Below are 25645 nucleotides of genomic sequence, written 5' to 3' on the forward strand. Positions count from 1 at the left end.
CATGCCAATCGAGACAGGAGCCGTTTCCCCTTCCGTGAACGGCCGGCCGGCCACCGAGATCGCATCCGAGCCCCGCCGGGGAACCCGCCCGGCCGATCCGTACGACCTGATCGGCGTGGGCTTCGGGCCCTCCAACCTGGCCCTGGCGATCGCGGCCGAGGAACTCGACCCCGGGCGAAGCTGCCTCTTCCTGGAGCGCAACACCGGCGTCCGCTGGCATCCGGGCATGCTGCTCGAGGGCGCCAGGATGCAGATCTCCTACCTCAAGGACCTGGTCTCCCTGCGGAACCTGGCCAGCCCCTACACCTTCCTCTCCTATCTGAAGGCCAAGGGCAGGCTCGAGAAGTTCATCAACGTCGGGGCGAACCGGCCGACCCGACTGGAGTACCAGGACTACCTGAGCTGGGTCTCCGAGCACTTCGGCCATGTCGTCAGGTACGAGTCCGAGGTGGTCGCGGTCGTTCCGGTGGCGGGACCGGACTCGGAGACGCTGGACCTGCTGCGCGTCCGGGTGCGTGACGCGCGGTCCGGTGAGGTCCACGACCTCTACGCACGCAACGTCGTCCACGCCGGCGGCGGCACCCCGCGCCGTGGAGCGCCGGGGCAGATATGCGACGCGTCGTCGGTCATCCACTCCAGCGCGTTCCTGTCCGGCTTCCCCGAGCGGTTCCCGGACCACGAAGCCGCTCTCGACCTCGGGGTGGTGGGCGACGGCCAGAGCGCCGCCGAGATCACCGCCCATATGCTCAACCACTACCCGAACGCGCGGGTCCACCTCTTCGTCCCCGGATACGCGCTGCGGGCCACCGACAACAACCCGTTCGTGAACGAGCAGTTCTACCAGCACAACGCCGGGGAGTTCTACGCCGCCGAGGCCCGTCGGCGGGCCGTGCTCCGGAGCGAACTGCGTAACACCAACTACGGTGCGGTGGAGGCGGGTTACCTGGACGATCTCTACGACCTCACCTACGCCGACGAGGTCCGGGGCACCCCCCGGCTGGTGGTGCACCGTGCCTCGGACGTCACCCGGGTCGTCGAGGACGCCGGCCGGCTGAGCGTCGAGGTGCGCGACCGGACGGGCGGTCCCGACCGGACGACGAGCTGCGACGGCCTGGTCCTCGCCACCGGCTACACCCGGCAGCTGAACACCGCGGTCTTCGGAGACCTCTCCCCGCTGCTGCGGCACGACGACTCGGGCGAACTGCTCGTCTCGGCCGACTGCCGGGTGCGCACCGACGAGCGGTTCACCGCCGGCTTCTACGTGCAGGGGTACGCGGAGTCCGCGTACGGCATCGGCGACACACTGCTGTCGCTGCTGCCCTTCAGGTCGCAGCAGATCTTCGACGACATCCGCGGCCGGCTGCCCGCCGCGCACCCGGTGGCCGTCGGCCTCTACCCGCCGAGCCAGTACGTGGAGAAGGACCCCGAGCGGATCCGGTCCGTCATGGAGCGGTTCAACTTCGCCACGGTCATCTCCGCCGACCGGGACGCCCGTGTCCTGGTGACCCACGTCCCGCTCGTGGTGGACCGCGACCGGGGCGGCGAGCACGGCATGCTCATCGGCCACCTCGACCGGTCCAACCCCCAGGTGGAACTCCTGAGCGACCGCCCGGTCACCATCGTCTTCCACGGCCCCAACTCGTACCTCTCGCCGGACGCGTTGAAAGCGGACAAGCTGCCCACCTGGAACTCGATGTCCGTCCACGTGCACGGTCACGCCAGGCTGTTCTCCTCCCGGGACGAGCTGATGCGGGTCTTCGACGGCCTGTGCGAACAGGCGGAACCGGAGCCCGGCTCCTACCGGCTGCGCCCCGACGACGAGCGGATCGACCAGCTCATCGGCCACGTCATCGGCTTCGAGGTCGACATCCACGAACTGACCGGCAGGTTCAAGCTGTCGCAGGAATCCGACGAGGCCAACCGAGAGCTGGCCGCCGCCGACATGGCGCGCGACATGACCGCGGAACAGCAGTCCTTCATCGAGCGGGCCTTCGACCTGACACCGCGGTCCGATGTCCTCGAACCGCTCAGCGGGCCGGGCACCGGTGGCTGTCCGGTGGGCGGCATGCGGACCGGCGGGAGGGCGACCGCCGAAGAGAGCGAGAGGCAGACCGCGCGGTGACCGACCGCTGAGCGGAATCAGGCGAGACCCGCGGCCACGGACCCGCCCGGCACGGACCGGACGGGGAGCCGGGGACGACAACTCGGAAGGAGACCGCGTCCCATGAGGTGGAACGGAATCTATGTCAATGCCTGCGCGGCCGTGCTCGGCCGTCGTGAGCAGACGGCGGACGCCGTGGCGGAGGGCCGCTACGACGCCGACGAGGCCGCCGCAGGCGGCTTCCTGTCCATCAGCGTCGTCGACGAAGGGCCCGCGGTGGAACTCGCCGTGAAGGCGGGCAGCCTGGTGATGGACCGCTCCACGGCGGCCGACGACATCGCCCTGGTCGTCCACTCCAGCTGCAACTACCAGGGCCTCGACCACTTCGCCCCGGCCTCCTACGTCCAGGGCCGCACCGTCGGCGGCAGCGCCGCCGCGGTCGAGATCAAGCAGTACTCCAACGGCGGGCTCGCCGCCGTGGAGGTCGCGGCGGCCTACCTCGCCAACTGCTCCGACACGGCGTCCGCGCTGCTCACCACCAGCGACGTCTTCGCCCTGCCCGCCTTCGACCGGTACAGCTCGGACAAGGGAGTCGTGTTCGGCGACGGCGGCACCGGCCTGGTGCTCTCCCGGGCCGGCGGGGTGGCCCGGCTGCTGTCGACGGCGGTGATCAGCGACGGCACCTACGGCGCGGTCTATCTCGGCAACAGTCCCTTCGAGGAGGAGGGCTCGGGGGACACTCCGGTCGACCTGCGGTCCCGGCGCGACGACTACCTCGTCGACAACGGCGAACTCCTGCTCAAGATCGTCCAGTCGCTCACCGAACGGCAGCAGGAGAGCGTCTCCGTCGCCCTGGCCGACGCCGGGCTCGAGGCGGGCGACATCGACCGGTGGGTGCTCACCAACGTCGGCCGCACCCTGGACGACGTCGAGTTCAGGGAGATGTTCGGGATCGAGGAGGAGAAGACCACCTGGGAGTGGGGCCGCAGGGTCGGCCACATCGGAGCAGCGGACCAGATCGCCGGCCTCACCCACCTCCTGGAGACCGGCGAGGTCGGCCCGGGCGACCTGGTCGCCCTGTGCGGCATCGGCATGGGATTCACCTACGCCTGTGTCCTGGTCGAGATTCTGGAGCAGCCCCGGTGGTCGGCCGGCGCGTCATGACCGGCCCCGATCCGTTCGGTCCCGCGCCCGCCGACGACCTGCTCGAACGCGTCGACGCCCTGCTGCTGTCATCTGAGGCGACCGACCCGGACCTCGGGCAGCGACTCGCCCGCACCGACGACCCGTTGCTGCTGTGCGAGGCGGGTCTCCTGCTGGAAGGTGTCACCGCGGCGCGGGTCTCCCGCGCCGCGCCGCGCCGTACCGCGCCCCTGCGGATCGCCGTCGCCGCCACCTTCACCGCCGACGGAGTGGTGCCGCTGCTGCGCACCGCGCTGCTGGCTTCCGGGCTCGACGCCGAGATCCACCTCTGCCCCTACGACCGGCTCGGCGACCAGCTCACCGACCCGGCGTCCGCACTGGCCGCCTTCCGGCCCGAGGTGACGCTCTGCCTCCGGGACTCCGGCTCACTGCTCCCCGTCGACTGGGACCCGTCCGGCCTGGACGGGGTGCGCGACGCCCTCGTCGAACAGGCCGCCGCCGCCGGCGCGGCAGCGGCCGCCTTCGCCGAGCGCACCGGCTCCGCCGTCCTGCTGCACACCGTGCCGCTGCCCCGCGCCGACCGGGACAGCGTGATCGGCTACCGCTCCAGGGCCGCGCTCGGCCGGATCTGGCGCGAGGCGAACACGGTGCTGCTGCGGGCGGGCGAGGAACACGCCGGGGTGTACGCCTTCGACCTGGAGGCGGCGCTCGCCGACGCCCCGGGCCCGCTGCGGGACGAACGGCGCTACCGCTTCGGCCGGATGGCGTGGACACCGCACGTCGAACTCGTCTGCGCCCGGGAGGCGGCGGCGTTCGCCCGCGCCGTCACCGGCCTCGGCCGCAAGGTCCTGGTGCTGGACCTGGACAACACCCTGTGGGGAGGCGTCGTCGGCGACGACGGCCCGGCCGGCATCGAACTGGGCAGTATGTACCCGGGCGACTGCTACACCGACCTCCAGCGCCGCGCCCTCGCCCTGCGGCGCCAGGGAGTACTGCTCGCCGTGTGCACCAAGAACGACGCAGGCATGGTGGACCAGGTGCTCGCCGGCCATCCGGACATGGTGCTGCGGCCGGACGACTTCGTCGCCGTACTCGCCGACTGGCAGCCCAAGGACACCCGCATCGCCGCGCTGGCAGAGGAACTCTCCCTGGGACTCGACGCGTTCGCGTTCGCCGACGACAGTGCCTTCGAGTGCGGTCTGGTCCGCGGCTCGCTGCCGCAGGTGGACGTCGTCCACCTGGACGGCGACCCCGCGGGCCACTCCTCCAAGGTCCTCGACCCGGCCCGTTTCGCCCAGTTGGGTACCACCGCCACCGACACCGAGCGCACCACGCTCTATCGGAGACGGCGTGCGAGGCGCCGGTTCGGCGACGCGCAGGGCTCGGTCGACGAGTACCTCAGGGGCCTGGGCATCCAGGTCCTGGTGGGCCCGGCCGACGAGTTCACCCTGCCCCGCCTGGTCCAGCTGGAAGGACGCACCAACCAGTTCAACATGACCGGCACGGCCCACGGCGAGGGGCTCTCCCGCCGGATGGCCGGCTCGGCCGACCACGCCGTGCTCACCGTGGAGGTGACCGACCGCTTCGGCGCCGAGGGCGTGGTCGGCGGGGTGTGGCTGGACCGGGGAACCGAACGCTGGACGGTGCGGAACATGGTCCTGAGCTGCCGGGTGCTCTCCCGGGGCGTCGAACGGGCCGTGCTCCAGTACGTCGCCGACCGAGCCCGGGCGGAGGGAGCCGTCCTGTTGGAGGCGGACTTCACACCGACGGATCGCAACGGGCCCGGGGCGTCCTTCTACCCCGAGGCCGGCCTCTCCTGCCGCGACCGGAACTCTGACGGGAACGTCACCCTGCGCTACCTGGCACGGCTCGACGAGCTGCCTGCTCTCACCCCCGACTGGATCACCCTCGCGCCCAAGGAGGCACTCGACCATGCCTGACGTGATGACCACCCTGCCCGCCCTCGTCGCCCGCGTCGCCCGGCACCCGGTGGACGAGATCGACGCCGACTCGCGGTTCGCGGGGCTCGGCCGCTGGGGCAGCATGGTGGCCGTGCGCCTGCTCGCCAACATCGAGCAGACCTACGAGGTCCGGCTCGACCTGCGCCACTACTTGAGGATCGAGACGGTCGGGGAACTGGCCGCCGAGATCTCCCGCCACCTCGCGGCCCGGGCCACCCCCTCCGGGTGACCGCCGCCGCGGGACGAGGAGCCCCGTCATGATCCTCGGGATCGACCACGTCGGGCTGGCCACGTCCGATCCCGCGAAGGCCGGCGCGCAACTCGCCGCGCTCGGCCTGACCAGGACCGATCACGGCACCGCCGACGCCTACCGGGTCGCCTGCGAGTTCTGGAGCCTGCCGGGATGCCCCTCGGGGACGGAGATCGAGCTGGTCTCCCCGGCCGGCCCCGACTCCGCGGTCGACGGGCGCCTCGACGAGCAGGGGCCCGGCCTCTACCACCTCGCCCTGGTCGTGGACGACCTCGCCCACGAGACGCGCAGGCTGCGCGGCCAAGGGCTCCTCGCGCTCGACGCCGAACCCTGCCGCGGGGCCCGGCCCGGCATGAGCGTGGCCTTCATGTACCTGCCGGAACCCGCGGAACTCCTGCTCGAACTCGTCCACTACGAGCGGGTCCCGGCCCCGGCAGCGCTCCGGCGCGAGGCGGGTCGGGTACGGACAGAGAAAGGAATTCGCCCATGGACGTCATGACCGCGGTGCTGACACGCCGCAGTGAGCACATCCTCCACGCGCCCGCACCGGACGACGCGGAGTTCACGTACCTGCTCAGGGGAGCGAGCCTCGCCCCCGACCACGGCCGGCTCCGGCCCTGGCGCTGGATCCTGCTGCGCGGTGACGAGCGCGCCGAACTCGGACTGGCCATCGCGGCGGAGACGGGCGCCGACGCGGCGGAGACGGAACGGCTGAGGAACAAGTACCAGCGAGCACCGCTGTCCGCGGCGCTGGTCTTCGTTCCCCGCACGCACCCGGTCCCGGAGTGGGAACAACTGGCGGCCGCCAGCTGCGTGGCGCACTCGCTGATGCTGCTCCTGCACGCCAGGGACTACGGCAGCGTATGGCGGACCGGTCGGCTCGCCACCAGCCCCGTGGTCGGGGAGTTCCTCGGCCTGCGAAGCCCTGAACGTCTCCTCGGCATCCTGGACATCGGCACCCCGGACGTCACCTCCGGGCGGCGCAGGCGGGTCCCGGACGACATGTCGGAGAACGTCACCCGCTTCGACGAACTCCGGGAGCCGGGCTCCGCGCTGGCCGGAAGCCGGGGAGAGAGGTGACACACGGGGGAGGGCAGGCCGGCCGCGTCGTCGTCCGGCCCCTACGACGGGGGCCGCCCGGGAACGCGGCGCGCGTGCGGAGGGGCTTCGCGGCTGGGTGAAGCAGGCGAAGGCCGAGCGCGGCACGGGGCGATGCGAGGTGGACCGACTCGACAAGGGGAGTCTTCGTCACCGCCGACCACGGCGGTGAACGCCGTGTTCTGCGGAGCGCGACGTTCACCCCCTGCCCTTCGTCATGTCGAAGCCGCAGCCACGCAGAACTCGTTGCCTTCCGGGTCGGCCATCACGAAATGGTGCCCGTCGAACTCCTCCAGAACGGTTCCGCCTGCCTTCACCAGCCGCTCGGACTCCGCCCTGATCCTCTCCCACCGCTCATCGGGGCTGCCGTGTCCCGGCACCCGGACGTCCATATGCAATCGGTTCTTCGCCGTCTTCGACTCGGGAACCTTGATGATGGAGAGCCGAGGTCCCACCCCGTCGGGATCGCAGAGCCACGCCCCGTCATCCGCCGAGTCGTCCTCGGACAGGTCGAAACTCGCGTGCCACTCCTCGCGGGTCCTGAAAGGAGCGGGCGGCGGCTCGTCGATGTATCCCAGAGTCGATTTCCAGAAGTCGCTGAGGGTCTTTGCGTCCTTGCAGTCGAGAGTAAGGCTGATCTTGGGTGCCATGGCGGGACCGTACTGCGTCTCTGGGACGTGCGCGGCTGGGGCAGAGGGGCGGCCGCCGCTGCCGATACCCCCGGAATCGCTGGACGGCGGGGCCTCCAGCGGTACACCTCCTTATGTATCTCATGCCGCCATAGGGGTTTGACCTGCGAAGGAAGTGTCGTCACCGGAGGTGCCCCGCACGTGTCCCGGGTGCCTTTCCGGTGTGAGCGGTCGGTGGTTCAGAGATCACCCGGTTGGAGGCACGGGACCCCGGTGCATGACGTGGAGCTTCTCGCGGCATTCGGGCGCGCGGCTGAACCGCAGCTTCGTGGGACGGCGTGCGGGGGAGCGGGGGTGGGTGTGTGACGGTGCGGGGCCCGCCCGAAGTGCGACGGCTACCGCTCAGGAGAACCGCACGCATGCTGTTCGGTGCCGTTCGCTGATCCTGTTGAGCAGTCCGGGCCGGGGACCGGGCAGGTGGGCCGGTGCCAGGTGAGGATCCAGCCGGCGGCGAGCGCCGCCGCGCCGCCGGCCAGGGCCATTGCGCCGCCCGCTCCGATGCCTGCGGCCACCGAGCCGAAGCAGGCCGGCCCGACGCCCTGCAGCGTCATGTTGCCGGAGCCGAGCAGACCGAAGGCCTGGCCCTGGCCATCCTGTGGCACGGCGTCCAGGAACGGTCGTTGCAGGCCGAGCCCGTAGGCGAATCCGCAGCCGCAGAGCAGCAGCAGACAGGACGAGACGCCCACTCCGGGCTCGGCAGCGAAGCCGACCAGAGGCAGTCCCGTCAGCGCAGTCAACGGGACCACCAGCCGCTCCCGGGTGGGTGGCCGCAGGAGTCGGCCCACCAGCAGGTCACCGGCCAGCATGCCGACCGGAAGACAGCCCATCAGCACCGCGTAACTGCCGGGCTCGAAGTGGCGTTCTCCCGCGTAGGCGACGATCAGGCCTTCCGCGCCCGCTACGAAGGCGGGCGGCAGCCACTGGGCCAGCATCAGTCGCCGTACGGTGTGTTGGCGCAGCAGCAGGCCGGCACCGTGCAGGCTTGCCCGGACGGCCCCGCCATCGCCCCGGGCACCGCCGGGATCTCCCGTCTGCAGCCGGGGCAGCCGGATGTGGACAGCGAGCGCGCAGCCGAGGTAGAGGGCGGCGCTCACCGCGAGCGCCCGGTGTGGGCCGAGTACCGCGACAGCCGCACCTCCCAGCGCCAGACCGAACAACTGCGCGCCGGAAGCGGCGATGTTGTTCAGCGAACGGCCCAGTACATAGGCGTCGCCCTCCAGCGACTGCGCGACCAGCCGACTCGACGCGCCGCTGAACACCGGTGTGGCGAGGGCGACCAGCGCCACGACACCGAGGCCTGCCGCGATCGGCATCCGCACCAGGGCGAGCAGCAGGGCGGCGGCGCACTCCAGGGCGTAGCCGCCGGCGATGAGCGCGCGGGGCGAACAACTGGGGGAGAAAGCCGATGCCGAAGGCCAGGGCGCTCAGCGGCGCGGAGCCGGTGGCCGAGAAGACCAGCACCGAGAACGTGGTGATCCGCAGCGCGTCCGCAGTGATCGCGACGGTGCGGGTCGAGAAGAGCAGCCGGAACCGTGGCTCGGCCAGCACCTCCCGGTAGGTGGCACGGCGGTTGCCCTGCGCGGGTTCGACGGTCGGGGTCATGACGCCCAGCCTCGCCGCGCGCCCGCGCCACTCACCAATGATTCGTCGCTCGACGAATCGGAACGGACGCCTCGCGGTAGCCTCGCAGGGTGCTGCGCTTCGAAGTCTCCGTCGAGGACCTGCTGCGCAGCCGCTTCGCACTGTCGCCCGCGATGGACCTCTGCTTCGTGCTGCGCTCACTCGCCGGCCAGGACAGGCCGCTGCCGCGAGCCTGGGCCACCCGGCTTCTGCCGGCCTTTGAACGGCTTCGTCGCGAGAGCGAACTGAACGCCGTCCTCGCCCTGCACACCCCGCGATCAGGACCGGACTTCGTCGCCCCGCCCCCGCGCGGCCTCAACCAGAGCTGGGCGGACGACCTGGCCATGATCCGGGCCACACCGCTGGAAGCGGCCCGCCACGAAATCGCCACCAACGCGACCGGCCCGTCCGCCCGTGACCCCCGCGTACGCGCAGTGCTTGACTCGACGGACGCCGTCTCCAGGATCGCCGGGGCGATGGACCGGGCGTGGCAGGAACTGCTCGCCCCGGACTGGCCGCAACTGCGCGCGATCTGTGAGCGCGACGTCGTGCACCGGGTGGGTGTGATCGGCGAACACGGATGGGTCACGACCATCGAGAGCCTGCACCCGAGCATCGCCTGGCAGGCCGGCGGTATCGAGATCGGCCACTTTCCCCAGATCGGAACAGTCCGCCTCGCCGGCGACGGGCTCCTGCTGATCCCTTCGGTCTTCGTCGGGAATGTCGCCGCCCACCTGGAAGAGCCCTGGCCCAGGACCTTGGTCTATGCGGCCCGCGGCACCGCCGTCCTGGGGGGCGACCAGGAGGCCGCCCCCCAGCCGGACGCCCTGACCGCTCTGGTCGGCCGGGCCCGGGCCCGGCTGTTGTTGGCGCTGGATGCCCCGGCCAGTACCAGCCACCTCGCCCGAGGCCTTGCCATGGCGCCCGGCGCGGTGGGCGACCACCTCGCCATCCTGCGAGGCGCGGGGCTGCTCGTCCGCGCCCGGTCCGGACGGTCGGTGCTCTACCGGCGTACCCCGCTCGGCGACGCACTGGTCGCCGGTCCGGGCTGAGGGCTCAGGTCCGCAGTGCTTCCGGCGTCACCTCACGGCTCAGTACGCCGGCCCGTTCAACGAGGCCTCTCCCTGCTGAACGGTCTCCCGCGCCGGACCCCCGGCGGCACCGTCAGCGTCTGCGGGAGGTGCGGCGGCCGGATCCGACCCCCGCGACGTGCAGGGCGAGAAGCGTCAGGCCCAGGAGCATGAGGTTCACGGAGGAGAGGACATCGTTGGTGGTGATGTCTGCTGCGTTGATCAGGAAGGCGATGACGAACAGGACGGCTGCGGCTATGCCGAGCATGGGGTGCTCCTCTCGAAGGTGTGCACTGCGTGTGCCCTGATATTCCGAGGGCAGACTCTGCTTCCGCTCCGGCTTCGGGACACCGGCCGTGCCGTGCGCCGGGTTCCGGGGTGTGCTGCGGAGCCGGGGGTAGGAGAGGGACGGAGAGCGGAGAAGGAAAGGAGGGGCCATGGCCGAGGACATGTCGCTGCGAGCGGTGGGATGGGCGCAATCGTTTCCGGTGTCGCAAGGGGTGCGGGCCGGCCGTCGGTGGACGCGGGAGCACCTGCTGTCCCTGAAGTGGACCGAGAACGCGCCCGAGACGGTGGACGCGATACTGCTCAGTGTCTCCGAGCTGATCACCAACGCGCACGTGCACGCGCACAGCGACGCCCAGTTGGTGCTCACCTGGGACAGCCACTGCCTGCACGTGAGTGTCCACGATTCCGACCCCGTTCCCCCTGCCCAGCAGTCCGAAGACCTCACGACGACCGGGGGGCGCGGACTGGCCATCGTCGACGCGCTCGCCGACGGCTGGACCACGCATCCGCAGGCGTCGGGCAAGACCGTCACCGCGTGCTTCGCACCACCGGGTGCGTCGAAGCCTCGGCACGGTGGGGGCTTCGGCTGAGCTCCGGGTGAAAGCGGACCGGAGGGAATCACGTCGCGATCTCAGGAGCCTGTGCCGCACCCACGCTGTCAGGCGGCGTTCCCCGCCGAGGTCCGGGCGGCATCCAGGACGGGGACGCCGACTGTGTTCTCGGCGACAGCGGGGTTCGCAGGTACTCCGATTCCGAGCTTTTCGAGGATCTTCTTCTCGATCTCGTCGGCGAGGTCGGGGTTGTCCTTGAGGAAGTTGCGGGCGTTCTCCTTGCCCTGGCCGAGCTGGTCGCCCTGGTACGTGTACCAGGCGCCGGCCTTGCGGACGAAGCCGTGTTCCACGCCCATGTCGATCAGTCCGCCCTCACGGCTGATGCCCTGGCCGTAGAGGATGTCGAACTCGGCCTGCTTGAACGGCGGCGCGACCTTGTTCTTGACGACCTTGACGCGGGTGCGGTTACCGACCGCGTCGGTACCGTCCTTGAGCGTCTCGATACGCCGGATGTCCAGACGCACCGAGGCGTAGAACTTCAGCGCCCGGCCACCGGTCGTGGTCTCCGGCGAGCCGAACATCACACCGATCTTCTCGCGGAGCTGGTTGATGAAGATCGCTGTGGTCTTGGACTGGTTGAGCGCGCTGGTGATCTTCCGCAGCGCCTGGCTCATCAGACGGGCCTGCAGACCCATGTGGGAGTCGCCCATCGAGCCCTCGATCTCCGCGCGCGGCACGAGCGCCGCGACGGAGTCGATGACGATCAGGTCGAGCGCGCCGGAGCGGATCAGGATGTCCACGATCTCGAGGGCCTGCTCACCGTTGTCAGGCTGGGACAGGATGAGGTTGTCGGTGTCGACGCCGAGTTTCTTGGCGTACTCCGGGTCGAGCGCGTGCTCCGCGTCGATGAAGGCCACCTGGCCGCCGGCCTTCTGCGCGTTCGCCACGGCGTGCAGCGTCAGCGTCGTCTTGCCGGAGGACTCCGGCCCGTACACCTCCACCACGCGGCCGCGCGGCAGACCGCCGACGCCGAGCGCCACGTCCAGCGCGGTGGACCCGGTGGGAATCACCTCGATGGGCTCGTTCGGCCGCTCACCGAGGCGCATCACCGCGCCCTTGCCGAACTTCCGCTCGATCTGTGCGAGCGCGGTGTCCAGCGCCTTCTCCTGGTCGGTTCCTGCCATGAGCTTCACCCGGTCCGATTAGTGGCCGCGCCACACGTCGGAGAACGCGGGCGTCTGCTGCCGACAACGGACGTGTCGGAGATCCAGAAAGCGAACATCCGATCGATTTTCGTGTCCAGTGAAAGGTACCAAACAGAAGGAAGCGGGACGGGGTGCGCGCCGGACCGCGCCGGAAGTGCCCGGCCTCGGTGGGCGGCGGCGTCTTGTCGGGCGAGCGGCTACGGGTGGGGTGATGTGCCGGATCGGACCAGGACTCGTGCCAGCGCGGTGCTCTCGGGAAGGGTGTCGAGCGAGAGGGGCTGCGTGGCGACAGCGCCCTCGTGCAGCACGAGGAGTTGGGTGGCGAGGGTGGCCGGGTGTGGGCAGCCCGCCGCGACGGCGAGTTCCCTGAACAGGTCCAGCAGCCAGAGCTTCTGGTTCGCGGCGATGCGGTGGGCGGGATGCGTGGGGTCCGGGAGTTCGGCCAGTGCGTTGATGAAGGCACATCCGCGGGAGTGGGTCCCGGTCCAGGTCCGCAGGGCCTCGAACGGTGCGGTGACGGCCTCGGTGGGAGTGTCGGCGGCGTCCACGGAGGCCTGGACGAGCGACCGCCAGCGCTGGTCGCGTTCCGTGAGATAGGTCGCCACGAGGTGGTCCTTCGAGCCGAACTGGTTGTACAGGGTCCGCTTGGTTACGCCTGAGTGCTCAGCGATCAGATCCACGCCGACCGCCGTGATGCCGCGGTTGTAGAACAACTCGTCGGCGGCCGTCATGATGCGCCGGCCGGCCGGCGTCAGGGGCCGCTCTTCCTGCATCACGGATTCCTTCACTGATCGGTGTACGGTGGGAGAGGTTCACAGATCAGTATACCTGTCTGGAGGTTCAAGCGATGAGTGTGTCCGATTCCATGCGAGCGGTGCGCATCATCAGGCACGGAGGACCGGAGGTCCTTGAGCCGGCGACGGTCGCCGTCCCCGCGCTTGGAGCAGGGGAGGTGCTGGTCCAGGTCAGTGCGGTAGCGCTGAACAACACCGACCTGTGGACCCGGCAGGGCGCCTACGGCCGTCCGGACGACCCGAAGGCGCTGTCGGGCTGGCGGGGCCCGATCGGCTTCCCGCGCATCCAGGGCGCCGATGTGGCCGGGCGGGTCGTGGCCGTCGGGGCCGGAGTGCAGGGGGGCCTCGTCGGACGCCGCGTGGTCGTCGACCCCGCGATCTACGACACCGAGGGGCCGGACGCCAACCCGGTGGGCCTGATGGGGAGCGAGCGAGACGGCGGATACGCCGAGTACGTGACGGCGCCGGCGAAGCGCGTGCACGACGTGACGGAATCCCCGCTCACGGACGACCAGCTCGCGGCTTTGCCGACCGCCTACGGCACAGCGCTGGGCATGATCGAGCGAGGCCGGCTGCGGCAGGGAGAGACCGCCCTGGTCTCGGGAGCGTCCGGCGGTGTCGGCCTCGCGCTGGTCCAGATCGCCCGCGCGCGCGGCGCGAGGGTGATCGCCATCAGCAGCGGGCCGAAGATCGACGCGGTGCGCGAAGCGGGCGCGCACGAAGTCGTCGACCGCGCAGGGGACATCGCCGAGCAGATCCGAGCCGTCGCCCCGGAGGGAATCGACGTGGCACTCGACGTCGTGGCCGGTGAGCGAGGGGCTTCCGCTGCTGCGCGAAGGGGGCCGGTGGGTCATCGCCGGCGCACTGGGTGGATACGGCGTGACCTTTGACGTGCGCCGGCTCTACCTGCACAACGCCCAGGTCATCGGCTCCGCGATGCACACGCCGGCACACTTCGACCTTCTCATGGACCTGGCCCGGCGGGCGGAGGTTCAGCCCGTCATCGCCGCGGCCTTCCCGCTGGACCAGGCCGCTCAGGCGCAGGAGGAACTGTCCCGCAGGGGGCATGTGGGGAAGATCGTCATGCGTCCCTGAGTGATCAGTCGAGGGGAAGACCCTGTATCTGCCCGAGCGTGCGCGCTCCCGAACCGTGGAGCAGAGTGCCGTCGCAGGCGGGCAGTTCGCCCTGCACCTTCTCCAAGTCCTGGGCGTCCACATAGCCCACGGCGATGTCTCCCTTGTCGGTGAAGACCTTGGTGTAACTACGGTCGTGGTCCGTCCCCATGGCCAGCAGGCGCTTGCTGTCGAGGAGTACGCCGTAGTACAGCCTGTCGGAGTTCAGCTGGTCCACGGAGGAACAGAGCACGGGCACCTCTTCGCCGCGCCGCGGGTGGCAGTCGGGCTTGGCCTGGTTGCACAGGTCGCGATCACCGACCTTGACCACCTTGCAGCTCTCCTCGGACTCGCCCGTGCAGGAGACCGGCATGATGTTGAGGGGCGGGCTCACGGTGGGGTGGCTGTAGACGCTGACCCAGGCCGCGCGGACAGCGGTGCGGTGCACTTCGGGCCTCGCACACAGATCGATGTCCGCCGTCCCCCCGAACTTGTCGTCCTGCACGGTCACCGCGTGCTTGTCGGGGCAGTCCCCGGAAGCGCTCCCATCGGCCGCGCGACCCTTCGGCGCACTGCCCGCGGACGTCGGGCCCGGGACGTCCTGGTCCTTGTCCGCAGTGGATCCGCAGCCGGCGAGGGACAGCGCCAGAACCACTCCGAGCAGGGGCGAAACGGGGACGCGGCGGGACACGAGAGCACCTCTTGTTCGATGGGCGAATCATCCGCATGCCGACAGCGACGGGCGCGGGGCCGCGCTGCGGCACGAGGGCCGATGCTCGCAGGGGCCGCTCGCCGGTGGCGTCGGTGGAACCACGTACTTCGCTACGTAAACGGCGGCCGGCCGCACACGTCCCGAATTACGTAGGGCACGTCAGGGAAACCACGGACTCGCGGCACCGTGACGGGTGGGAGGGTCGTGTCGGTCGGGGAGCCGGACCCAGCACGGGCGGCCCGTGTGACGGCCGCCTTCGAGGAGGGCATGCGGTGTGGCGCGAGCGGCGGGGACCTGGCAGCGGAGAGTGGGCCTGACCGGAGCGGTGGTCAGTCTCGCTGCCGCGGGGTGGTTGATCTGGCTCTTCCCGGCGGCCCACCTGGCGGCCGTCCTGGGGTTCGGCCCCGTGGACGGCGTCCTGACGATCAGCTCCTGCTACGAGGCCACCGACGCGCAGGGAAATCAGGGCGGCACCAACTGCCGAGGCACGTACAGGCCGCGTGCGGCGGGGGAGCCCCGGCGTCAGGTCACGCTGGACAAGGCCGCCGGGCCGCACGAGCCCGGCAGCACCGTTGAGGTGCGGATGGCGCGAGGCAGAGCCCACGAGCTGTCGGGCTACGCGCTGGGTACGTGGGTCACGGTCACCGGCGCCATCCTCGCCCCGTTTCTCGCCCTGTCACTGTCGTTCCGCGCCTGCGCGCGGGATGCCAGGTGGAGCCACCACGGTGACTACGTCCTCGTCTTCATCGTCGCCGAGATCGCCGCGGTCGTCCTCGGGGTCCTGGTGGGCGTCCTCGTCTCGATCGCCCTGGCCCTGTCCGGCTGAGGAGGAGGGTGATGCGGGGCCCCGCCCCTTCGGCGGAGGTACTGGAGGCGGCATCTGTACGACGACTCCCGAACAGTCCTGCGCTCAACGTGGTAGACAATGCCGTGGAGTTCGGTGGAGAGAGCGCGCGCGGGGGAGCATCGGATGATGCTGCCAGGCGTCACGGAAGCGGGAGTCCCCTCGTCGGCCGCACGGCCGAACTGGGGCTGCTCGACTCGGTGATCGACCGGCTGGGGCACGGGGCCCCGCCCTTCGTCGACATCACCGGCGCGGCGGGGATCGGCAAGAGCCGGTTGATGGCGGAGCTCTGCCGGCGGGCACGACGACGCGGGGTGACCGTACTGCGCGGCCGGGCGGCCGAGTACGAGCGGCACCTCCCCTTCCATCCGTTCGCCGACGCGTTCGCCGATCTGGCCGACCGCCCGCCGCACACAGCGGGCCTGCTGGACGCGGTCTCCCGTTTCCGTGGCGGCCGTGGTACCGAGCCGTCCCCGGGGCCGGTGCGGCCCGCCGCCGACCGGTTCGGTCTCCACCGGTCGGTGGCAGCGTTGTTGGCACAGCTCGGCGGGGCCGGCGGCCTGGTGGTGGCTCTGGACGACGTGCACTGGGCGGACCCGGCGTCACTGGAGCTCCTGGACCATCTCGTCCGGCATCCCGTACCCGGCCCGGTCGTCCTCGTCGTCGCCCGCCGCGACCGGCAGACTCCGACCGCACTCACCGCGTCGCTCACCCGCGAAGCGGACACCGACGCGGTGCTCCGGATCGGTCTGGCGCCGCTCGCGGAAGAGGAATGCATCGCAGGGCTCGCCCCTGATCTGCCGCGCGACCGGGCCGCGCGGCTGTACGCCGAAGGAGAGGGCAATCCCCTCTACTTCCTCTCCCTCCTGCACGCGCACCGCGAGGACGCCGCGCGTCGCCGTACGTCCTCCTCCCCGGCCTCCGCCGGGAACAGCCTCGGCGAACAGCCCACCGGACTCGGGGCGCTGCTGCTGAACGAACTGGCCCCGCTGACCCCGTCGCAACACCGGACCCTGGAGGCGATCGCCGTGCTCGGCGATCACGCCGTGCCCCGGGTGATCCGCAGGGCGACCGGACGTACTGATGCCGAGCTCGACGACGATCTGGACAGTCTGGCGCGACGCGACCTCGTGCGGCCGGGGCCGGGCGGCCGAATGGTGCTGCGCCACCCGTTGATCCGGACCCTGGTCCACGAGTCCACCGCCGCCCGTCGGCGCGTCGAGATCCATCGTGCCGCCGCCGTCGAGCTGTCCCGCACCGGCGCGCCGGCCGTCGAACAGGCCCGGCACATCGAACGGTCGGTGACCACGTGGGACCCGCAGGCGTACGCCGTACTGAGGGAGGCGGCCGAGCAGACCGCGGCGACGGCTCCGACGAGCTGCGCACACTGGCTCGGGGCCGCACTACGGCTGCTGCCCGACACGGTCGAACGCGGCGCCGAGCGGCGCGATCTGATGCTGCGGCGCGCACGCGCACTCGGTGTCGCCGGTGGGCTGCGGGAGAGCCGCGACCTGTTGCACCAGGTGATCAGCACGGCCGGTCCCGACGAGACCGGCGTCAGGACGTCGGCGGTCGTGCTGTGCGCCCTGACGGAGCGGCACCTCGGACGATATCCCGAGGCGATCGCGCTCCTGCGCCGCGAGCTGAGCAGGCAACCGGAACCGTCGCCGTCCGACCGGGTGTCGATCGGTCTCGAACTGAGCTCGTCCGCACCGCACAACGTCTCCTATCCGCAGATGCGGGGCGAGGTCGCACGGACCCTCGCGGATGCCCGGGCCCTCGGCAACGAACTCGGCGAGGCGGGGGCACTGGCGGTCGCGGCGTTCGGAGAGGCCTACGAGGGCGGTGTGGCCGCGGCGAGCGCGTACGCCGCGCAGGCCGCCGGGTTGCTCGACGGTCTGCCCGACGACGACCTCACGGCGCTGTGCGAACCGCTGGGCAGACTGGGCTGGGCGGAGGCGTTCCTCGGCCGTTTCGCCGATGCCGAGCGCCATGCCGACCGGGGTCTCGGGATCGCCCGGCGCAGCGGGCAGGTCTACCTCCTGCCGCTCCTGCTGCTGTGCAAGGCACACGTACGCATCCAGACCTGCCGGCTGCCGTCGGCCTGCGAACTCGCCGACGAGGCCGAGGACGTCGCCCGCGCCATCGGCAGCAGCGAGCTCCTTGCCTTCGTCCTGGCCAACAAGGCCCAGGTGCGCATCGCGGCGTCCGCCCCCGGCGACCCGGAGGCACTGGCGGCCGCCGAGGAGGCCGTAGCGACCATGGGGCCGAGCGACAACTGGCGGGCCTCCATGGCGTGGTGCATGCTCGGCTACGCCGCGCTCACCGGCGGCGATCCGCACCGCGCCCGGGACGCCCTCCTCCGGGCCGGCGGCGACGACCTGCGCGGCCTCCAACCCTCGATGCGCCCTCTCCTGTCGGAACTTCTCGTCACGGCGGCCCTCTCCACCGGCGACGTCGACTCGGCGTCCGGATGGGCCGAGCGGGCCCGCGACGAAGCGGAGCGGCTCGGCCTGCCCGTGCAGCGCGCCTCCGCGATGCGGAGTGCGGCACAGCTCGCACTGCACGGGGGAGACCCCGCCGGGGCGGCGAAGCTGCTCTCCGAGGCAGCGGCGCTGTGCGCACGATCCGGTGCGGCGTTCTGGGAGGCGCGGTCGCTGCTGCTCGCGGCCCCGGCGATGACGGCTGCCGGGTTCGGAGCGCGCGGTGCGGCCATGTGGGAGCAGGGCCACCGGCTGGCCACCGGAGGAGGCGCGGGCCTGCTGGCCGGCCTGGCGGAGATGACGCGGCCGTCCGAACCCCGCACGTCCTCCACCGCCCCGCCGTGGCTGGCCTCCTTGACGGCACGCGAACGGGAGGTCGCCGCACTGGTGACCGAGGGGCTCACCAACCAGGCGATCGCCACCAGGCTCTACCTCAGTCCGCGTACCGTCGAGACCCACCTCTCGCGGGTGTTCCGCAAGACAGGCGTCGCCACCCGCGCTGCTCTCGCCGCCCTCATGGCCCGTTCCTGACACCAGGAGGAGTCCGTGGGCCGCACGCCTCCAGCACGGGGTAGGCGTGCCGCCATGTGGTCAGCGGCGGCCGGTGGCCAGGATGACGAGGAACTGGCCGCCGCCCGGCTCGATGTCGGCCGTCACGGGCAGCCCCGGCACCAGCCGGGAGAACCGGTCCACCAGCCAGTCCGCCGCCTCCTGGGCGTCCCGCCTGGTCGGACAACGGCCCACCATCTCGCGGCCCCCCTTGCGCTCCAGCCTCCCGGCCACGGTGATCAGCGGCGCGGGTTCGACCACGTACACGTGGTCCGGCCAGGCGATGGTCACCTTGACCGCGCCCTTGCGGGTGTTGCATCCGCGGTGCGCGAGCCGCTCGGCGACCTTGGCCTTCCGGTCGGCGGTCCGGCTGTCGACGCTGGGCCCCCGCGGGTCGTTCACCGACTCGTCGGGGTCGACCGGTTCGTCACACACCCAGCATCGCCAGCCGTCGCGCTCGGCCACATCATCAAGGAGACTCATCCGAGCAAAGTAGCCTGCCCGGCCGCCACTCCGTGCATCCGGCCCCGTAGCCCGCTGTGCGGGGGGTGGCCGCGCCGAGCGCGCCGAGAGAGCGAGGGCCGGCCGTGCGACTCAGGCCAGGACCTCGAAGGAGTAGAGGGAGTAGCCGTAGCCGGTGGCGCGGGTGATGCCCTGCATGCGGACATGGCGAGCCGTGGTGGCAGGGAAGGCCAGCGTGTCGGGACCGGCCGCGGCCAGGCCGCGGCGCTGAGCCACGGTCCGCCACGTCGTTCCGTCGTCGGAGACCTGGATGTCGTAGTCCTTGCCGTAGGCGGACTCCCAGTCGAGGTTGACCTTCGAGAACGGCTGACGGCTGCCGAGGTCGACGCTGAGCCACTGACCGTCGGTGTACTGGCTCGCCCAGCGCGTGCTGGGGGTGCCGTCCACCGCGTTCGACGGCACCAGGCTCGGTGTCTCCGACGAGGAGGCCGTTGCCGCCCGGTCGAAGGCGAGGTCTCCGGGTGTCGGTTCGGGCTTGACGACCGTGTCGGGGAGGTACGCGGTTCCCGGTCCATGCTCACGCGGGGTTGGCTTCCCGGAAGACCTCCTCGTCGGGCCCCGCCGCTCCTTCGGCGCTGTGGGTCAGGCCTCTGCTTCGCGCGGTCGGGCGGGCTCCTTATAGTTGGCCCCATGAGTCGTTGGTCGGACATGGCCGGGAGAGCGTCCGGAGAGGACTACGCCGCACGGTTCGCGGCCCTGGCCCGTAGTGGCAAGAACGTGCACGGTGAGGCGCGGTTCTGTGCCGCCCTCGTGCCCGTCGGAGCGCGGGTGCTGGACGCCGGGTGCGGTACCGGACGTGTCATGATCCGGCTCGCGGAACTCGGGTACGACTGCGTCGGGGTGGATCTTGACGCGTCGATGCTGGCCGTGGCGCGTGAACAGGCGCCCGGACTGCCCTGGTTCGAGGCCGACCTGGCCGGGTTCGAGCCGGACGCGCTGGGCATCGCCGGGGGCTTCGACCTTGTCGTCGCTGCGGGCAACATCTTCCCGTTGCTCGCCCCCGGCACCGAGAGCGTGGTGGTGGAGCGCCTGTCCGCGGCACTGCGTCCGGGCGGCCTGCTGGTCGCAGGCTTCGGCCTGGACGAAGCCCACCTGCCGGTGCTGCCCAGCCTCACGCTGTCGGACTACGACGACTGGTGCGCCGCGGCCGGCCTCACCCTCGTCGACCGGTTCGCCACCTGGGATGCCGCCCCCTACGCAGGCGGCGGTTATGCCGTCAGTGTCCACCGCCGGTGAGGGCGTACGCGACGTCCTGACGGCCGTGCCCGCCGGGCGGGCAGGGGCCGCGGGCCGGGGAGGGACCACAGGCCGGGGATAGACTCGGCCGCATGGTCCGATCGTCCTGTGGTGAAGCGATGCCCGGGATGTGGCGGCGCGAGGCGGGCACCGTGGTGCGCAGGGCGCCGGCCCCGGAGCGTCCGGATCAGGGAGCGGGCCCCTTCGCCATCAGCGCCGGGTTCCGGATTCCGCGCGTTCCCACGGAGTGGGAGCCGCACGCGCATCCGCTGCACGAGCTCGTCTGGGTACGCGGGGGAACGCTGACGTCCCACGTGGGGGACCGCATCTTCACCGTGTTCGAGGGCAACGGGCTGTGGATGCCCGCGGGAGTGGTTCACGGTGGCCGGGCGACGGCGGGTGCGGAGTTTCACGATGCCCTCTTCGCCCCCGACCGCACGCCGTTCGCGTTCGAGGAGCCGAAGGCGATCGAGATGACGCCGTTGCTCGAGTCGCTGCTTGCCCACCTGTCCCGCACGGATCTCGACGCACCGGCCAGGGCGCGGGCCGAGTCGGTGGTGTTCGACGTGATCCAGCCGTCGGCGCGCCAGTTCGCCCTGCAGCTGCCGGGTGATCCCCGGATCGACGCGATAGCCGAAGCCCTGCTGGGCGATCCTGCCGACGGCCGCTCACTGGAGGAGTGGGCCCGGCTGCTGGGGGCCAGCGAACGCACGATCACCCGCGCGTTCCGCCAGGCGACAGGTCTCTCCTTCGCCCAGTGGCGGCAGATGCTGCGGGTCCATCGGGCCCTGATGCTCCTCTCCGAGGGTTTCGATGTGATGACGGTTTCCGAGACGCTGGGCTACGCGCAGCCCAGCTCCTTCATCGTCGCTTTCCGCCGGGTCATGGGTACGACGCCGGGCGCCTTCTTCGATACGGCGACCGCTATCTCCTCGTGAAATGTCCGGAATCCCGTATCGCGTGTCCAGAACACCTGGTTGTCGACACGGCAAGCGGAATATAACCTTCTCGGAGTTAGGTAACCCTTAGTTGTTGCTTGCCGCGAACGGTGCTGCCCGTACGCGGAAGAGTTCGCTGTCCGGCTCGTGAAGACCGGACGGGGGGTGCCGCAGTCCTCGCCCCTTCGAAACTCCGGACGCATCGATGTTCACAAGCCCCTTCCGGCAAGCCGCGGCTCCCGCGGCCGGCCCCGACGCCCCGGTGGCCGCGCTCAACGGGCACGGCCTGGTGCTGAGCTACGGCGGAAAGCCGGTCGTCCACGGCGTCTCGATCGCCCTGGAACCAGGCCGTGCGACCGCTCTGGTGGGGCCCAACGGCAGCGGGAAGTCCACCGTGCTCCGCGCGCTCTCACGTCTGCACCGGGTGGACGGCGGCCGGATGACGCTCGGCGCTCCCGGCGGAGCGGACGAGCGCGACGCCTCACTGCTCAGCGCCCGCCAGTTCGCCCGCGAGGTCACGCTGTTCTCCCAGTCGAGGCCCGCGCCCCAAGGACTGACGGTCACGGAAGTCGTGGCCTTCGGACGCCACCCGTACCGGCGAGGCTTCGCCGGACTGACGGCCGAGGACCGGAGCGCCGTCGACCGGGCCATGGGCGTCACCGGCGTACGGGACATGGCCGACCGGCCGGTCGGAGAACTCTCCGGCGGTGAGATGCAGCGAGTCTGGCTCGCGGCGTGCCTGGCCCAGGACACCGGCGTCGTGCTGCTCGACGAACCGACCAACCACCTGGACCTGCGCTACCAGATCGAGACCCTCGACCTGGTGCGCGATCTCGTCGAGAGGCACGGCATCGCCGTCGGCATCGTGCTGCACGACCTCGACCACGCGTCACGCGTCGCGGACACGTTGGTCCTGATGCGCTCCGGCCATGTGCACGCGGTGGGAGCACCCGCCGATGTCCTCACCGCGCAGAACATCGGCGAGGTCTACGACATCCGTGTCGAGGTCGGCACCGACCCCCGCACGGGCCGTCTCCGTATCGACCCGATCGGACGCCATCCCGTCTGAAACCACCGGGCCCGTCCCTGCCCGAGAACACCGGGCCCGTCCCCGTCCGAACCCCCGGGCCCATCGCGTCCGGAGCGGCCGGGCACCGTCCCGGGTGAACCGGCCCGGCCCCGACCTGCCCGAAATCCCCGCCCGAGGCGGCCGGACACACGCCGCCCCCTCGGACGCGGCGGCGCATCATCCGCCGCCGCGACTCATCGTAAGAAAGAGGAACGTTCATGAACCGTGCCCATCGCCTCGCGGCGTCAGCCTCCGCGGGGCTCATCGTCCTCGCCGCAACGGCTTGCGGCACGACGGCCGTCGACAAGACCGACGCCGCCGCCGGCAGCAGCGCCGACGCGGCGCCCGCGTCGGCGAGCTGCGCCGACGACACCACGGCCACCTCGACGAAGCCGGTCTCCTTCACGGACGGCGTCGGCCGGCAGGTGAAGCTGGACAAGCCCGCCAAGCGGATCGCCGTTCTGGAGTGGCAGCAGGTCGAGGACGCGCTGACCCTGTGCGTCACCCCCACCGCGGTCTCCGACGCCAAGGGATACAGCACCTGGGTCAGCGCGGAGAAGCTGCCCGGCGGAGTGACCGACATCGGCACCCGTGAGGAGCCCGACCTCGACACCCTCTACGCGGCGAAGCCCGACCTCATCGTCGTGGAGGCGTTCAAGGCCGACGACGAGACCCTCGTGAAGCTGGAGAAGCGAGGTGTCCCCGTGATGGCCACGCTGGGGGCGGACCCGAAGGACCCGATCGGGAACATGAAGAACGTGTTCAGCATGATCGGCAAGGCGACGGGGCGCACCGAGCGCGCCGACCAGGTGCTGGATGAGTTCGACGCCCACCTCGCGACGGCGAAGAAGCAGGTCACCGACGCCGATCTGCCGACGAACGACTTCCTCTTCTTCGACGGATGGCTGGAGGGCGGCAACCTCACCGTCCGTCCCTACGGCAAGGGCGCCCTGTTCACCCAGATCGGTGAAGAGCTCGGCATGAACCCCGTGTGGACCGACGACGTCAACAAGGCCCACGGCGACGGAGGCGTCGACCCCTCCTACGGTCTCGCGCAGACCGACGTCGAGGGACTCACCGCGGTGGGCGACGCCAACTTCTTCTACGCCAACGACGAAGGGGCCGGCGGGTACGTCGCCGCGCTGGCCAAGAACCCGCTCTGGAAGACCATCCCGGCCGTGAAGGAAGGCCGCGCGCACGCGTTCCCGTCGGGCGTGTGGGGCGCGGGCGGCCCGCTCTCCTGCGAGCAGGCGATCGACGCCTACGTCGACGTACTCGACAAGAAGTGAGCAAGTGAGCACCTCACAGACAACGGTGTCCCGGAGGGAAGCGCTGCCGCGCGCCGAGCGCGGCGGCGGTCCCACCGGGGCGGCCGTCCTGGCAGCCCTGTTCGTCCTGACCGTCCTGGTGGGCATGTGGCACCTGACGCAGGGAACGTCAGGGGTCGGCGTCGGCGACCTGGTGAGGTACTTCACCGGGGAACGGGAGAACACCGGCGGAGCGCCGATCGGTGAGATCCTCGTCGGCTCGCGCCTGCCGCGCCTGCTCGCGGGCGTGGCGGTGGGCGTCGCCCTCGGATCGGCCGGCACGCTGCTGCAGTCCGTCACCCACAACACGCTCGCCTCCCCGGACACCCTCGCGGTCACCGCCGGGTCCTACTTCACGCTCTCGCTCGTCGCCGCCTTCGGACTCACCGTCCCCCTCTGGGCGTCGGGCGCCGTCGCCTTCGCCGGTGGTCTGGCCGCCGCGGCACTCGTGCTGCTCCTCGCGGGCCGGGCAGCGGGCACCTCGGGTACCCGCCTCATCCTCGCCGGGTCGGCGATAGCCATGGCCCTGGACTCGGCGACCGCGATGGTCCTCATCCTGTTCAAGGAGAACACCACCGGTCTGTTCGCCTGGGGGAGCGGTTCGCTCGCCCAGATGAACATCGACGCGTCCGTGCGCGCCCTCCCGATCGTGGTCGTGGTGCTGTGTGTCGCCCTGGCACTCTCCCGGCGGCTCGACGTGATGAACCTCGGCGACGACGCCGCGTCCACCCTCGGTGTGCCGATCCGGGCGACCCGCGTGATCGCCGTGATCTGCGCGGTGGTCCTGACCGGCACGGCAGTGACCCTCGCGGGCCCGATCGCCTTCGTCGGCCTCGGGGCCCCTGTGTTCGCCCGGCTGATCGCGGGACGGGTCCGGGCGCTGCGCCGCCACCTGTTCCTGGTGCCCGCGGCCGGACTGCTCGGCGCGCTGCTCATCCTGCTCGCGGACGCCACGCTGCGTGCGGTGCAGGGCGCGGACGGGGCCGCCTCCATCCCCACCGGCGTGCCGACCGCACTGCTCGGTTCCGTCGTGATCGTGGTCCTCGCACTGCGTCTCCGTGACACGGGACAGCTCCGGCAGCCACCGCACGCACGGGTCGCCGCACGGTCGCGCCGCGCGTACCTCCTCGTCCTGGCCGCCGCGGTCGTCCTCCTGGTCGTGGCAGCCGGCGTAGCGGTCCTGGCCGGAAGCCTCTGGCTGCGGACGGGAGACATCGCGCTCTGGATCCAGGGCACCGCCCCCGACCTGATCGGGCAGGCGCTCGACGACCGGGTCCCGCGCGTGGTCGCCGCGATCCTCGCCGGTGCGGCACTCGGACTGGCCGGCTGCGTCGTACAGGGCGCGGTACGCAATCCGCTGGCGGAACCGGGTGTGCTGGGCATCACGGCGGGCGCCGGGCTGGGCGCCGTGGTCATCGTCACTTCGGGGCTGTCCGGTGGGCGTCCGCTGCTCATCGTGGCGGCCGTCGTGACGGGGCTCGCCACGTTCGGGCTGATCGCCCTGCTGTCCTGGCGCGGCGGCTTCCTGCCCGACCGGTTCGTGCTGATCGGCATCGGCTGCGGGTACGGCCTCAGCTCCGTCACCACCTTCCTCCTGCTGCGCGCCGACCCGTGGAACACGCCCCGGATCTTCACCTGGCTCTCCGGCACGACCTACGGGCGCACGTTCCCCGACGTCGTACCCGTCGCGGTGGCCCTGGCGCTCGCACTCCCCGTGCTGCTCGCCATGCGCAACCGGCTGGACCTGCTCGCCGTCGACGAGGACACCCCGCGCATCGTCGGCATCAGGCCGGTGCGTGTGCGCTTCGCGGCGCTGGCGATCGCCGCGGTGCTCGCGGCACTCAGCGTGGCCGCCGTCGGCGTCGTCGGCTTCGTGGGGCTGGTCGCTCCGCACCTCGCCCGGTCACTGGTGGGCGCCCGGCACGGGCGGTCGATCCCGGTCGCGATGCTGCTCGGCGGACTGCTGGTCTGTGTGGCCGACGCCCTCGGCCGCACCGTCGTCGCCCCGTCCCAGGTACCGGCGGGCCTCATGATCGCCCTGGTCGGTGCCCCGTACTTCGTCTGGGTGCTCCGGCAGTCCCGCGCGTGACACCGGCCGACGG

Annotated in this window: 23 protein-coding genes and 2 pseudogenes; 17 read left to right on the top strand and 8 right to left on the bottom strand. The window is 71.3% G+C overall.

The annotated features are described in order from the left end of the window. Position 1: 1 nt before the first annotated feature. The 6 genes from OG959_RS34990 (at position 2) to OG959_RS35015 (ending at position 6535) form a co-directional block, all read left to right on the top strand. The gene (locus tag OG959_RS34990) at positions 2-2122 is read left to right on the top strand and encodes a SidA/IucD/PvdA family monooxygenase (protein WP_326664969.1); all 2121 of its coding nucleotides are present in this window, start codon (positions 2-4) and stop codon (positions 2120-2122) included. A 102-nt stretch (positions 2123-2224) separates the two neighbouring features. Further along, positions 2225-3265 carry a ketoacyl-ACP synthase III family protein gene (locus OG959_RS34995; RefSeq protein WP_326664970.1) on the top strand — a complete coding sequence of 347 codons (1041 nt, stop codon included), beginning with the start codon at positions 2225-2227 and terminating at the stop codon, positions 3263-3265. After that, positions 3262-5184: an HAD-IIIC family phosphatase gene (locus OG959_RS35000; RefSeq protein ID WP_326664972.1), complete on the top strand. Its 1923-nt coding sequence runs from the start codon at positions 3262-3264 to the stop codon at positions 5182-5184. The genes OG959_RS34995 and OG959_RS35000 overlap by 4 nt, the downstream gene beginning before the upstream one ends. Beyond that, positions 5177-5434, top strand: coding sequence for an acyl carrier protein (locus tag OG959_RS35005; protein WP_326664974.1), 258 nt, complete (start codon positions 5177-5179; stop codon positions 5432-5434). The genes OG959_RS35000 and OG959_RS35005 overlap by 8 nt, the downstream gene beginning before the upstream one ends. Before the next feature lie 28 nt (positions 5435-5462). Then, the gene (locus OG959_RS35010) at positions 5463-5954 is read left to right on the top strand and encodes a VOC family protein (protein WP_326664976.1); all 492 of its coding nucleotides are present in this window, start codon (positions 5463-5465) and stop codon (positions 5952-5954) included. Then, entirely contained in the window at positions 5942-6535 is a 594-nt protein-coding gene (locus OG959_RS35015) for a nitroreductase family protein (protein WP_326664978.1), read from the top strand. Before OG959_RS35010 ends, OG959_RS35015 begins: the two co-directional genes overlap by 13 nt. A 233-nt stretch (positions 6536-6768) precedes the next feature. Here the strand turns inward: OG959_RS35015 and OG959_RS35020 are convergent, their stop codons facing one another. Beyond that, on the bottom strand, positions 6769-7203 hold the full coding sequence (locus OG959_RS35020) for a VOC family protein (RefSeq protein ID WP_326664980.1): 435 nt from the start codon (positions 7201-7203) through the stop codon (positions 6769-6771). A 374-nt stretch (positions 7204-7577) separates the two neighbouring features. Then, the gene (locus OG959_RS35025) at positions 7578-8555 is read right to left on the bottom strand and encodes an MFS transporter (RefSeq protein WP_442805774.1); all 978 of its coding nucleotides are present in this window, start codon (positions 8553-8555) and stop codon (positions 7578-7580) included. A gap of 92 nt (positions 8556-8647) precedes the next feature. Between OG959_RS35025 and OG959_RS38795 the strand changes: the two genes are divergently transcribed. Together OG959_RS38795 and OG959_RS35030 are read left to right on the top strand one after the other, a co-directional pair. Further along, complete coding sequence (locus OG959_RS38795; RefSeq protein ID WP_442805693.1) at positions 8648-8800, top strand: hypothetical protein; 153 nt, start codon at positions 8648-8650, stop codon at positions 8798-8800. Between the two features lie 133 nt (positions 8801-8933). Further along, positions 8934-9914: an ArsR/SmtB family transcription factor gene (locus OG959_RS35030; RefSeq protein ID WP_326664982.1), complete on the top strand. Its 981-nt coding sequence runs from the start codon at positions 8934-8936 to the stop codon at positions 9912-9914. Positions 9915-10026: 112 nt separating this feature from the next. On the opposite strand, the gene OG959_RS35035 is transcribed toward OG959_RS35030, so the two are convergent. Continuing rightward, positions 10027-10200, bottom strand: coding sequence for a hypothetical protein (locus OG959_RS35035; RefSeq protein ID WP_326664984.1), 174 nt, complete (start codon positions 10198-10200; stop codon positions 10027-10029). Between the two features lie 169 nt (positions 10201-10369). Between OG959_RS35035 and OG959_RS35040 the strand changes: the two genes are divergently transcribed. Continuing rightward, complete coding sequence (locus tag OG959_RS35040) at positions 10370-10810, top strand: ATP-binding protein (protein WP_326664986.1); 441 nt, start codon at positions 10370-10372, stop codon at positions 10808-10810. A 68-nt stretch (positions 10811-10878) separates the two neighbouring features. Here the strand turns inward: OG959_RS35040 and recA are convergent, their stop codons facing one another. Both recA and OG959_RS35050 read right to left on the bottom strand, forming a co-directional pair. Continuing rightward, entirely contained in the window at positions 10879-11955 is a 1077-nt protein-coding gene (gene recA / locus OG959_RS35045; protein WP_326664988.1) for a recombinase RecA, read from the bottom strand. 218 nt (positions 11956-12173) lie between these two features. Next, a complete protein-coding gene (locus OG959_RS35050) occupies positions 12174-12749 on the bottom strand; it encodes a TetR/AcrR family transcriptional regulator (RefSeq protein ID WP_326664990.1) in 576 nt (191 codons plus the stop codon). 74 nt (positions 12750-12823) lie between these two features. Between OG959_RS35050 and OG959_RS35055 the strand changes: the two are divergent. Then, positions 12824-13865, top strand: a pseudogene (locus OG959_RS35055) (zinc-binding dehydrogenase). Between the two features lie 4 nt (positions 13866-13869). Here OG959_RS35055 and OG959_RS35060 read toward each other — a convergent pair. After that, positions 13870-14574 carry a hypothetical protein gene (locus tag OG959_RS35060; protein WP_326664991.1) on the bottom strand — a complete coding sequence of 235 codons (705 nt, stop codon included), beginning with the start codon at positions 14572-14574 and terminating at the stop codon, positions 13870-13872. Positions 14575-14869: 295 nt separating this feature from the next. Here OG959_RS35060 and OG959_RS35065 point away from each other — a divergent pair, with 295 nt between their 5' ends. Then, complete coding sequence (locus OG959_RS35065; protein WP_326664992.1) at positions 14870-15421, top strand: hypothetical protein; 552 nt, start codon at positions 14870-14872, stop codon at positions 15419-15421. Positions 15422-15432: 11 nt separating this feature from the next. Continuing rightward, entirely contained in the window at positions 15433-18453 is a 3021-nt protein-coding gene (locus tag OG959_RS35070) for an ATP-binding protein (protein WP_326664994.1), read from the top strand. Positions 18454-18513: 60 nt separating this feature from the next. On the opposite strand, the gene OG959_RS35075 is transcribed toward OG959_RS35070, so the two are convergent. Together OG959_RS35075 and OG959_RS35080 are read right to left on the bottom strand one after the other, a co-directional pair. After that, entirely contained in the window at positions 18514-18954 is a 441-nt protein-coding gene (locus OG959_RS35075) for a hypothetical protein (RefSeq protein WP_326664996.1), read from the bottom strand. A gap of 111 nt (positions 18955-19065) precedes the next feature. Beyond that, positions 19066-19416: pseudogene (locus OG959_RS35080) on the bottom strand (discoidin domain-containing protein); the annotation flags it as partial. Between the two features lie 207 nt (positions 19417-19623). Between OG959_RS35080 and OG959_RS35085 the strand changes: the two are divergent. From OG959_RS35085 to OG959_RS35105, 5 genes are all read left to right on the top strand, one after another. After that, positions 19624-20229, top strand: coding sequence for a class I SAM-dependent methyltransferase (locus OG959_RS35085; RefSeq protein WP_326664998.1), 606 nt, complete (start codon positions 19624-19626; stop codon positions 20227-20229). 92 nt (positions 20230-20321) lie between these two features. Next, a complete protein-coding gene (locus tag OG959_RS35090) occupies positions 20322-21167 on the top strand; it encodes a helix-turn-helix domain-containing protein (RefSeq protein ID WP_326664999.1) in 846 nt (281 codons plus the stop codon). A 205-nt stretch (positions 21168-21372) separates the two neighbouring features. Further along, positions 21373-22236: an ABC transporter ATP-binding protein gene (locus OG959_RS35095; RefSeq protein ID WP_326665001.1), complete on the top strand. Its 864-nt coding sequence runs from the start codon at positions 21373-21375 to the stop codon at positions 22234-22236. Positions 22237-22454: 218 nt separating this feature from the next. Continuing rightward, positions 22455-23525, top strand: coding sequence for an iron-siderophore ABC transporter substrate-binding protein (locus OG959_RS35100; RefSeq protein WP_326665003.1), 1071 nt, complete (start codon positions 22455-22457; stop codon positions 23523-23525). Positions 23526-23529: 4 nt separating this feature from the next. Further along, positions 23530-25632, top strand: a complete 2103-nt coding sequence (locus tag OG959_RS35105) for an iron ABC transporter permease (protein WP_326665005.1) — start codon at positions 23530-23532, stop codon at positions 25630-25632. The last annotated feature ends 13 nt before the right edge of the window (positions 25633-25645 follow it).

This window comes from Streptomyces sp. NBC_00385 (assembly GCF_035917155.1).
GTDB lineage: Bacteria > Actinomycetota > Actinomycetes > Streptomycetales > Streptomycetaceae > Streptomyces > Streptomyces poriferorum.

What these genes read in the sequence shown, in the direction of transcription:
- OG959_RS34990 (WP_326664969.1), top strand. Translation starts at nt 2, where the DNA reads ATGCCAATCGAGACAGGAGCCGTTTCCCCTTCCGTGAACGGCCGGCCG.
- OG959_RS34995 (WP_326664970.1), top strand. Translation starts at nt 2,225, where the DNA reads ATGAGGTGGAACGGAATCTATGTCAATGCCTGCGCGGCCGTGCTCGGC.
- OG959_RS35000 (WP_326664972.1), top strand. Translation starts at nt 3,262, where the DNA reads ATGACCGGCCCCGATCCGTTCGGTCCCGCGCCCGCCGACGACCTGCTC.
- OG959_RS35005 (WP_326664974.1), top strand. Translation starts at nt 5,177, where the DNA reads ATGCCTGACGTGATGACCACCCTGCCCGCCCTCGTCGCCCGCGTCGCC.
- OG959_RS35010 (WP_326664976.1), top strand. Translation starts at nt 5,463, where the DNA reads ATGATCCTCGGGATCGACCACGTCGGGCTGGCCACGTCCGATCCCGCG.
- OG959_RS35015 (WP_326664978.1), top strand. Translation starts at nt 5,942, where the DNA reads ATGGACGTCATGACCGCGGTGCTGACACGCCGCAGTGAGCACATCCTC.
- OG959_RS35020 (WP_326664980.1), bottom strand. Translation starts at nt 7,203, where the DNA reads ATGGCACCCAAGATCAGCCTTACTCTCGACTGCAAGGACGCAAAGACC.
- OG959_RS35025 (WP_442805774.1), bottom strand. Translation starts at nt 8,555, where the DNA reads ATGCCGATCGCGGCAGGCCTCGGTGTCGTGGCGCTGGTCGCCCTCGCC.
- OG959_RS38795 (WP_442805693.1), top strand. Translation starts at nt 8,648, where the DNA reads ATGCCGAAGGCCAGGGCGCTCAGCGGCGCGGAGCCGGTGGCCGAGAAG.
- OG959_RS35035 (WP_326664984.1), bottom strand. Translation starts at nt 10,200, where the DNA reads ATGCTCGGCATAGCCGCAGCCGTCCTGTTCGTCATCGCCTTCCTGATC.
- OG959_RS35040 (WP_326664986.1), top strand. Translation starts at nt 10,370, where the DNA reads ATGGCCGAGGACATGTCGCTGCGAGCGGTGGGATGGGCGCAATCGTTT.
- recA (WP_326664988.1), bottom strand. Translation starts at nt 11,955, where the DNA reads ATGGCAGGAACCGACCAGGAGAAGGCGCTGGACACCGCGCTCGCACAG.
- OG959_RS35050 (WP_326664990.1), bottom strand. Translation starts at nt 12,749, where the DNA reads ATGCAGGAAGAGCGGCCCCTGACGCCGGCCGGCCGGCGCATCATGACG.
- OG959_RS35070 (WP_326664994.1), top strand. Translation starts at nt 15,433, where the DNA reads ATGCGGGGCCCCGCCCCTTCGGCGGAGGTACTGGAGGCGGCATCTGTA.
- OG959_RS35075 (WP_326664996.1), bottom strand. Translation starts at nt 18,954, where the DNA reads ATGAGTCTCCTTGATGATGTGGCCGAGCGCGACGGCTGGCGATGCTGG.
- OG959_RS35085 (WP_326664998.1), top strand. Translation starts at nt 19,624, where the DNA reads ATGAGTCGTTGGTCGGACATGGCCGGGAGAGCGTCCGGAGAGGACTAC.
- OG959_RS35090 (WP_326664999.1), top strand. Translation starts at nt 20,322, where the DNA reads ATGGTCCGATCGTCCTGTGGTGAAGCGATGCCCGGGATGTGGCGGCGC.
- OG959_RS35095 (WP_326665001.1), top strand. Translation starts at nt 21,373, where the DNA reads ATGTTCACAAGCCCCTTCCGGCAAGCCGCGGCTCCCGCGGCCGGCCCC.
- OG959_RS35100 (WP_326665003.1), top strand. Translation starts at nt 22,455, where the DNA reads ATGAACCGTGCCCATCGCCTCGCGGCGTCAGCCTCCGCGGGGCTCATC.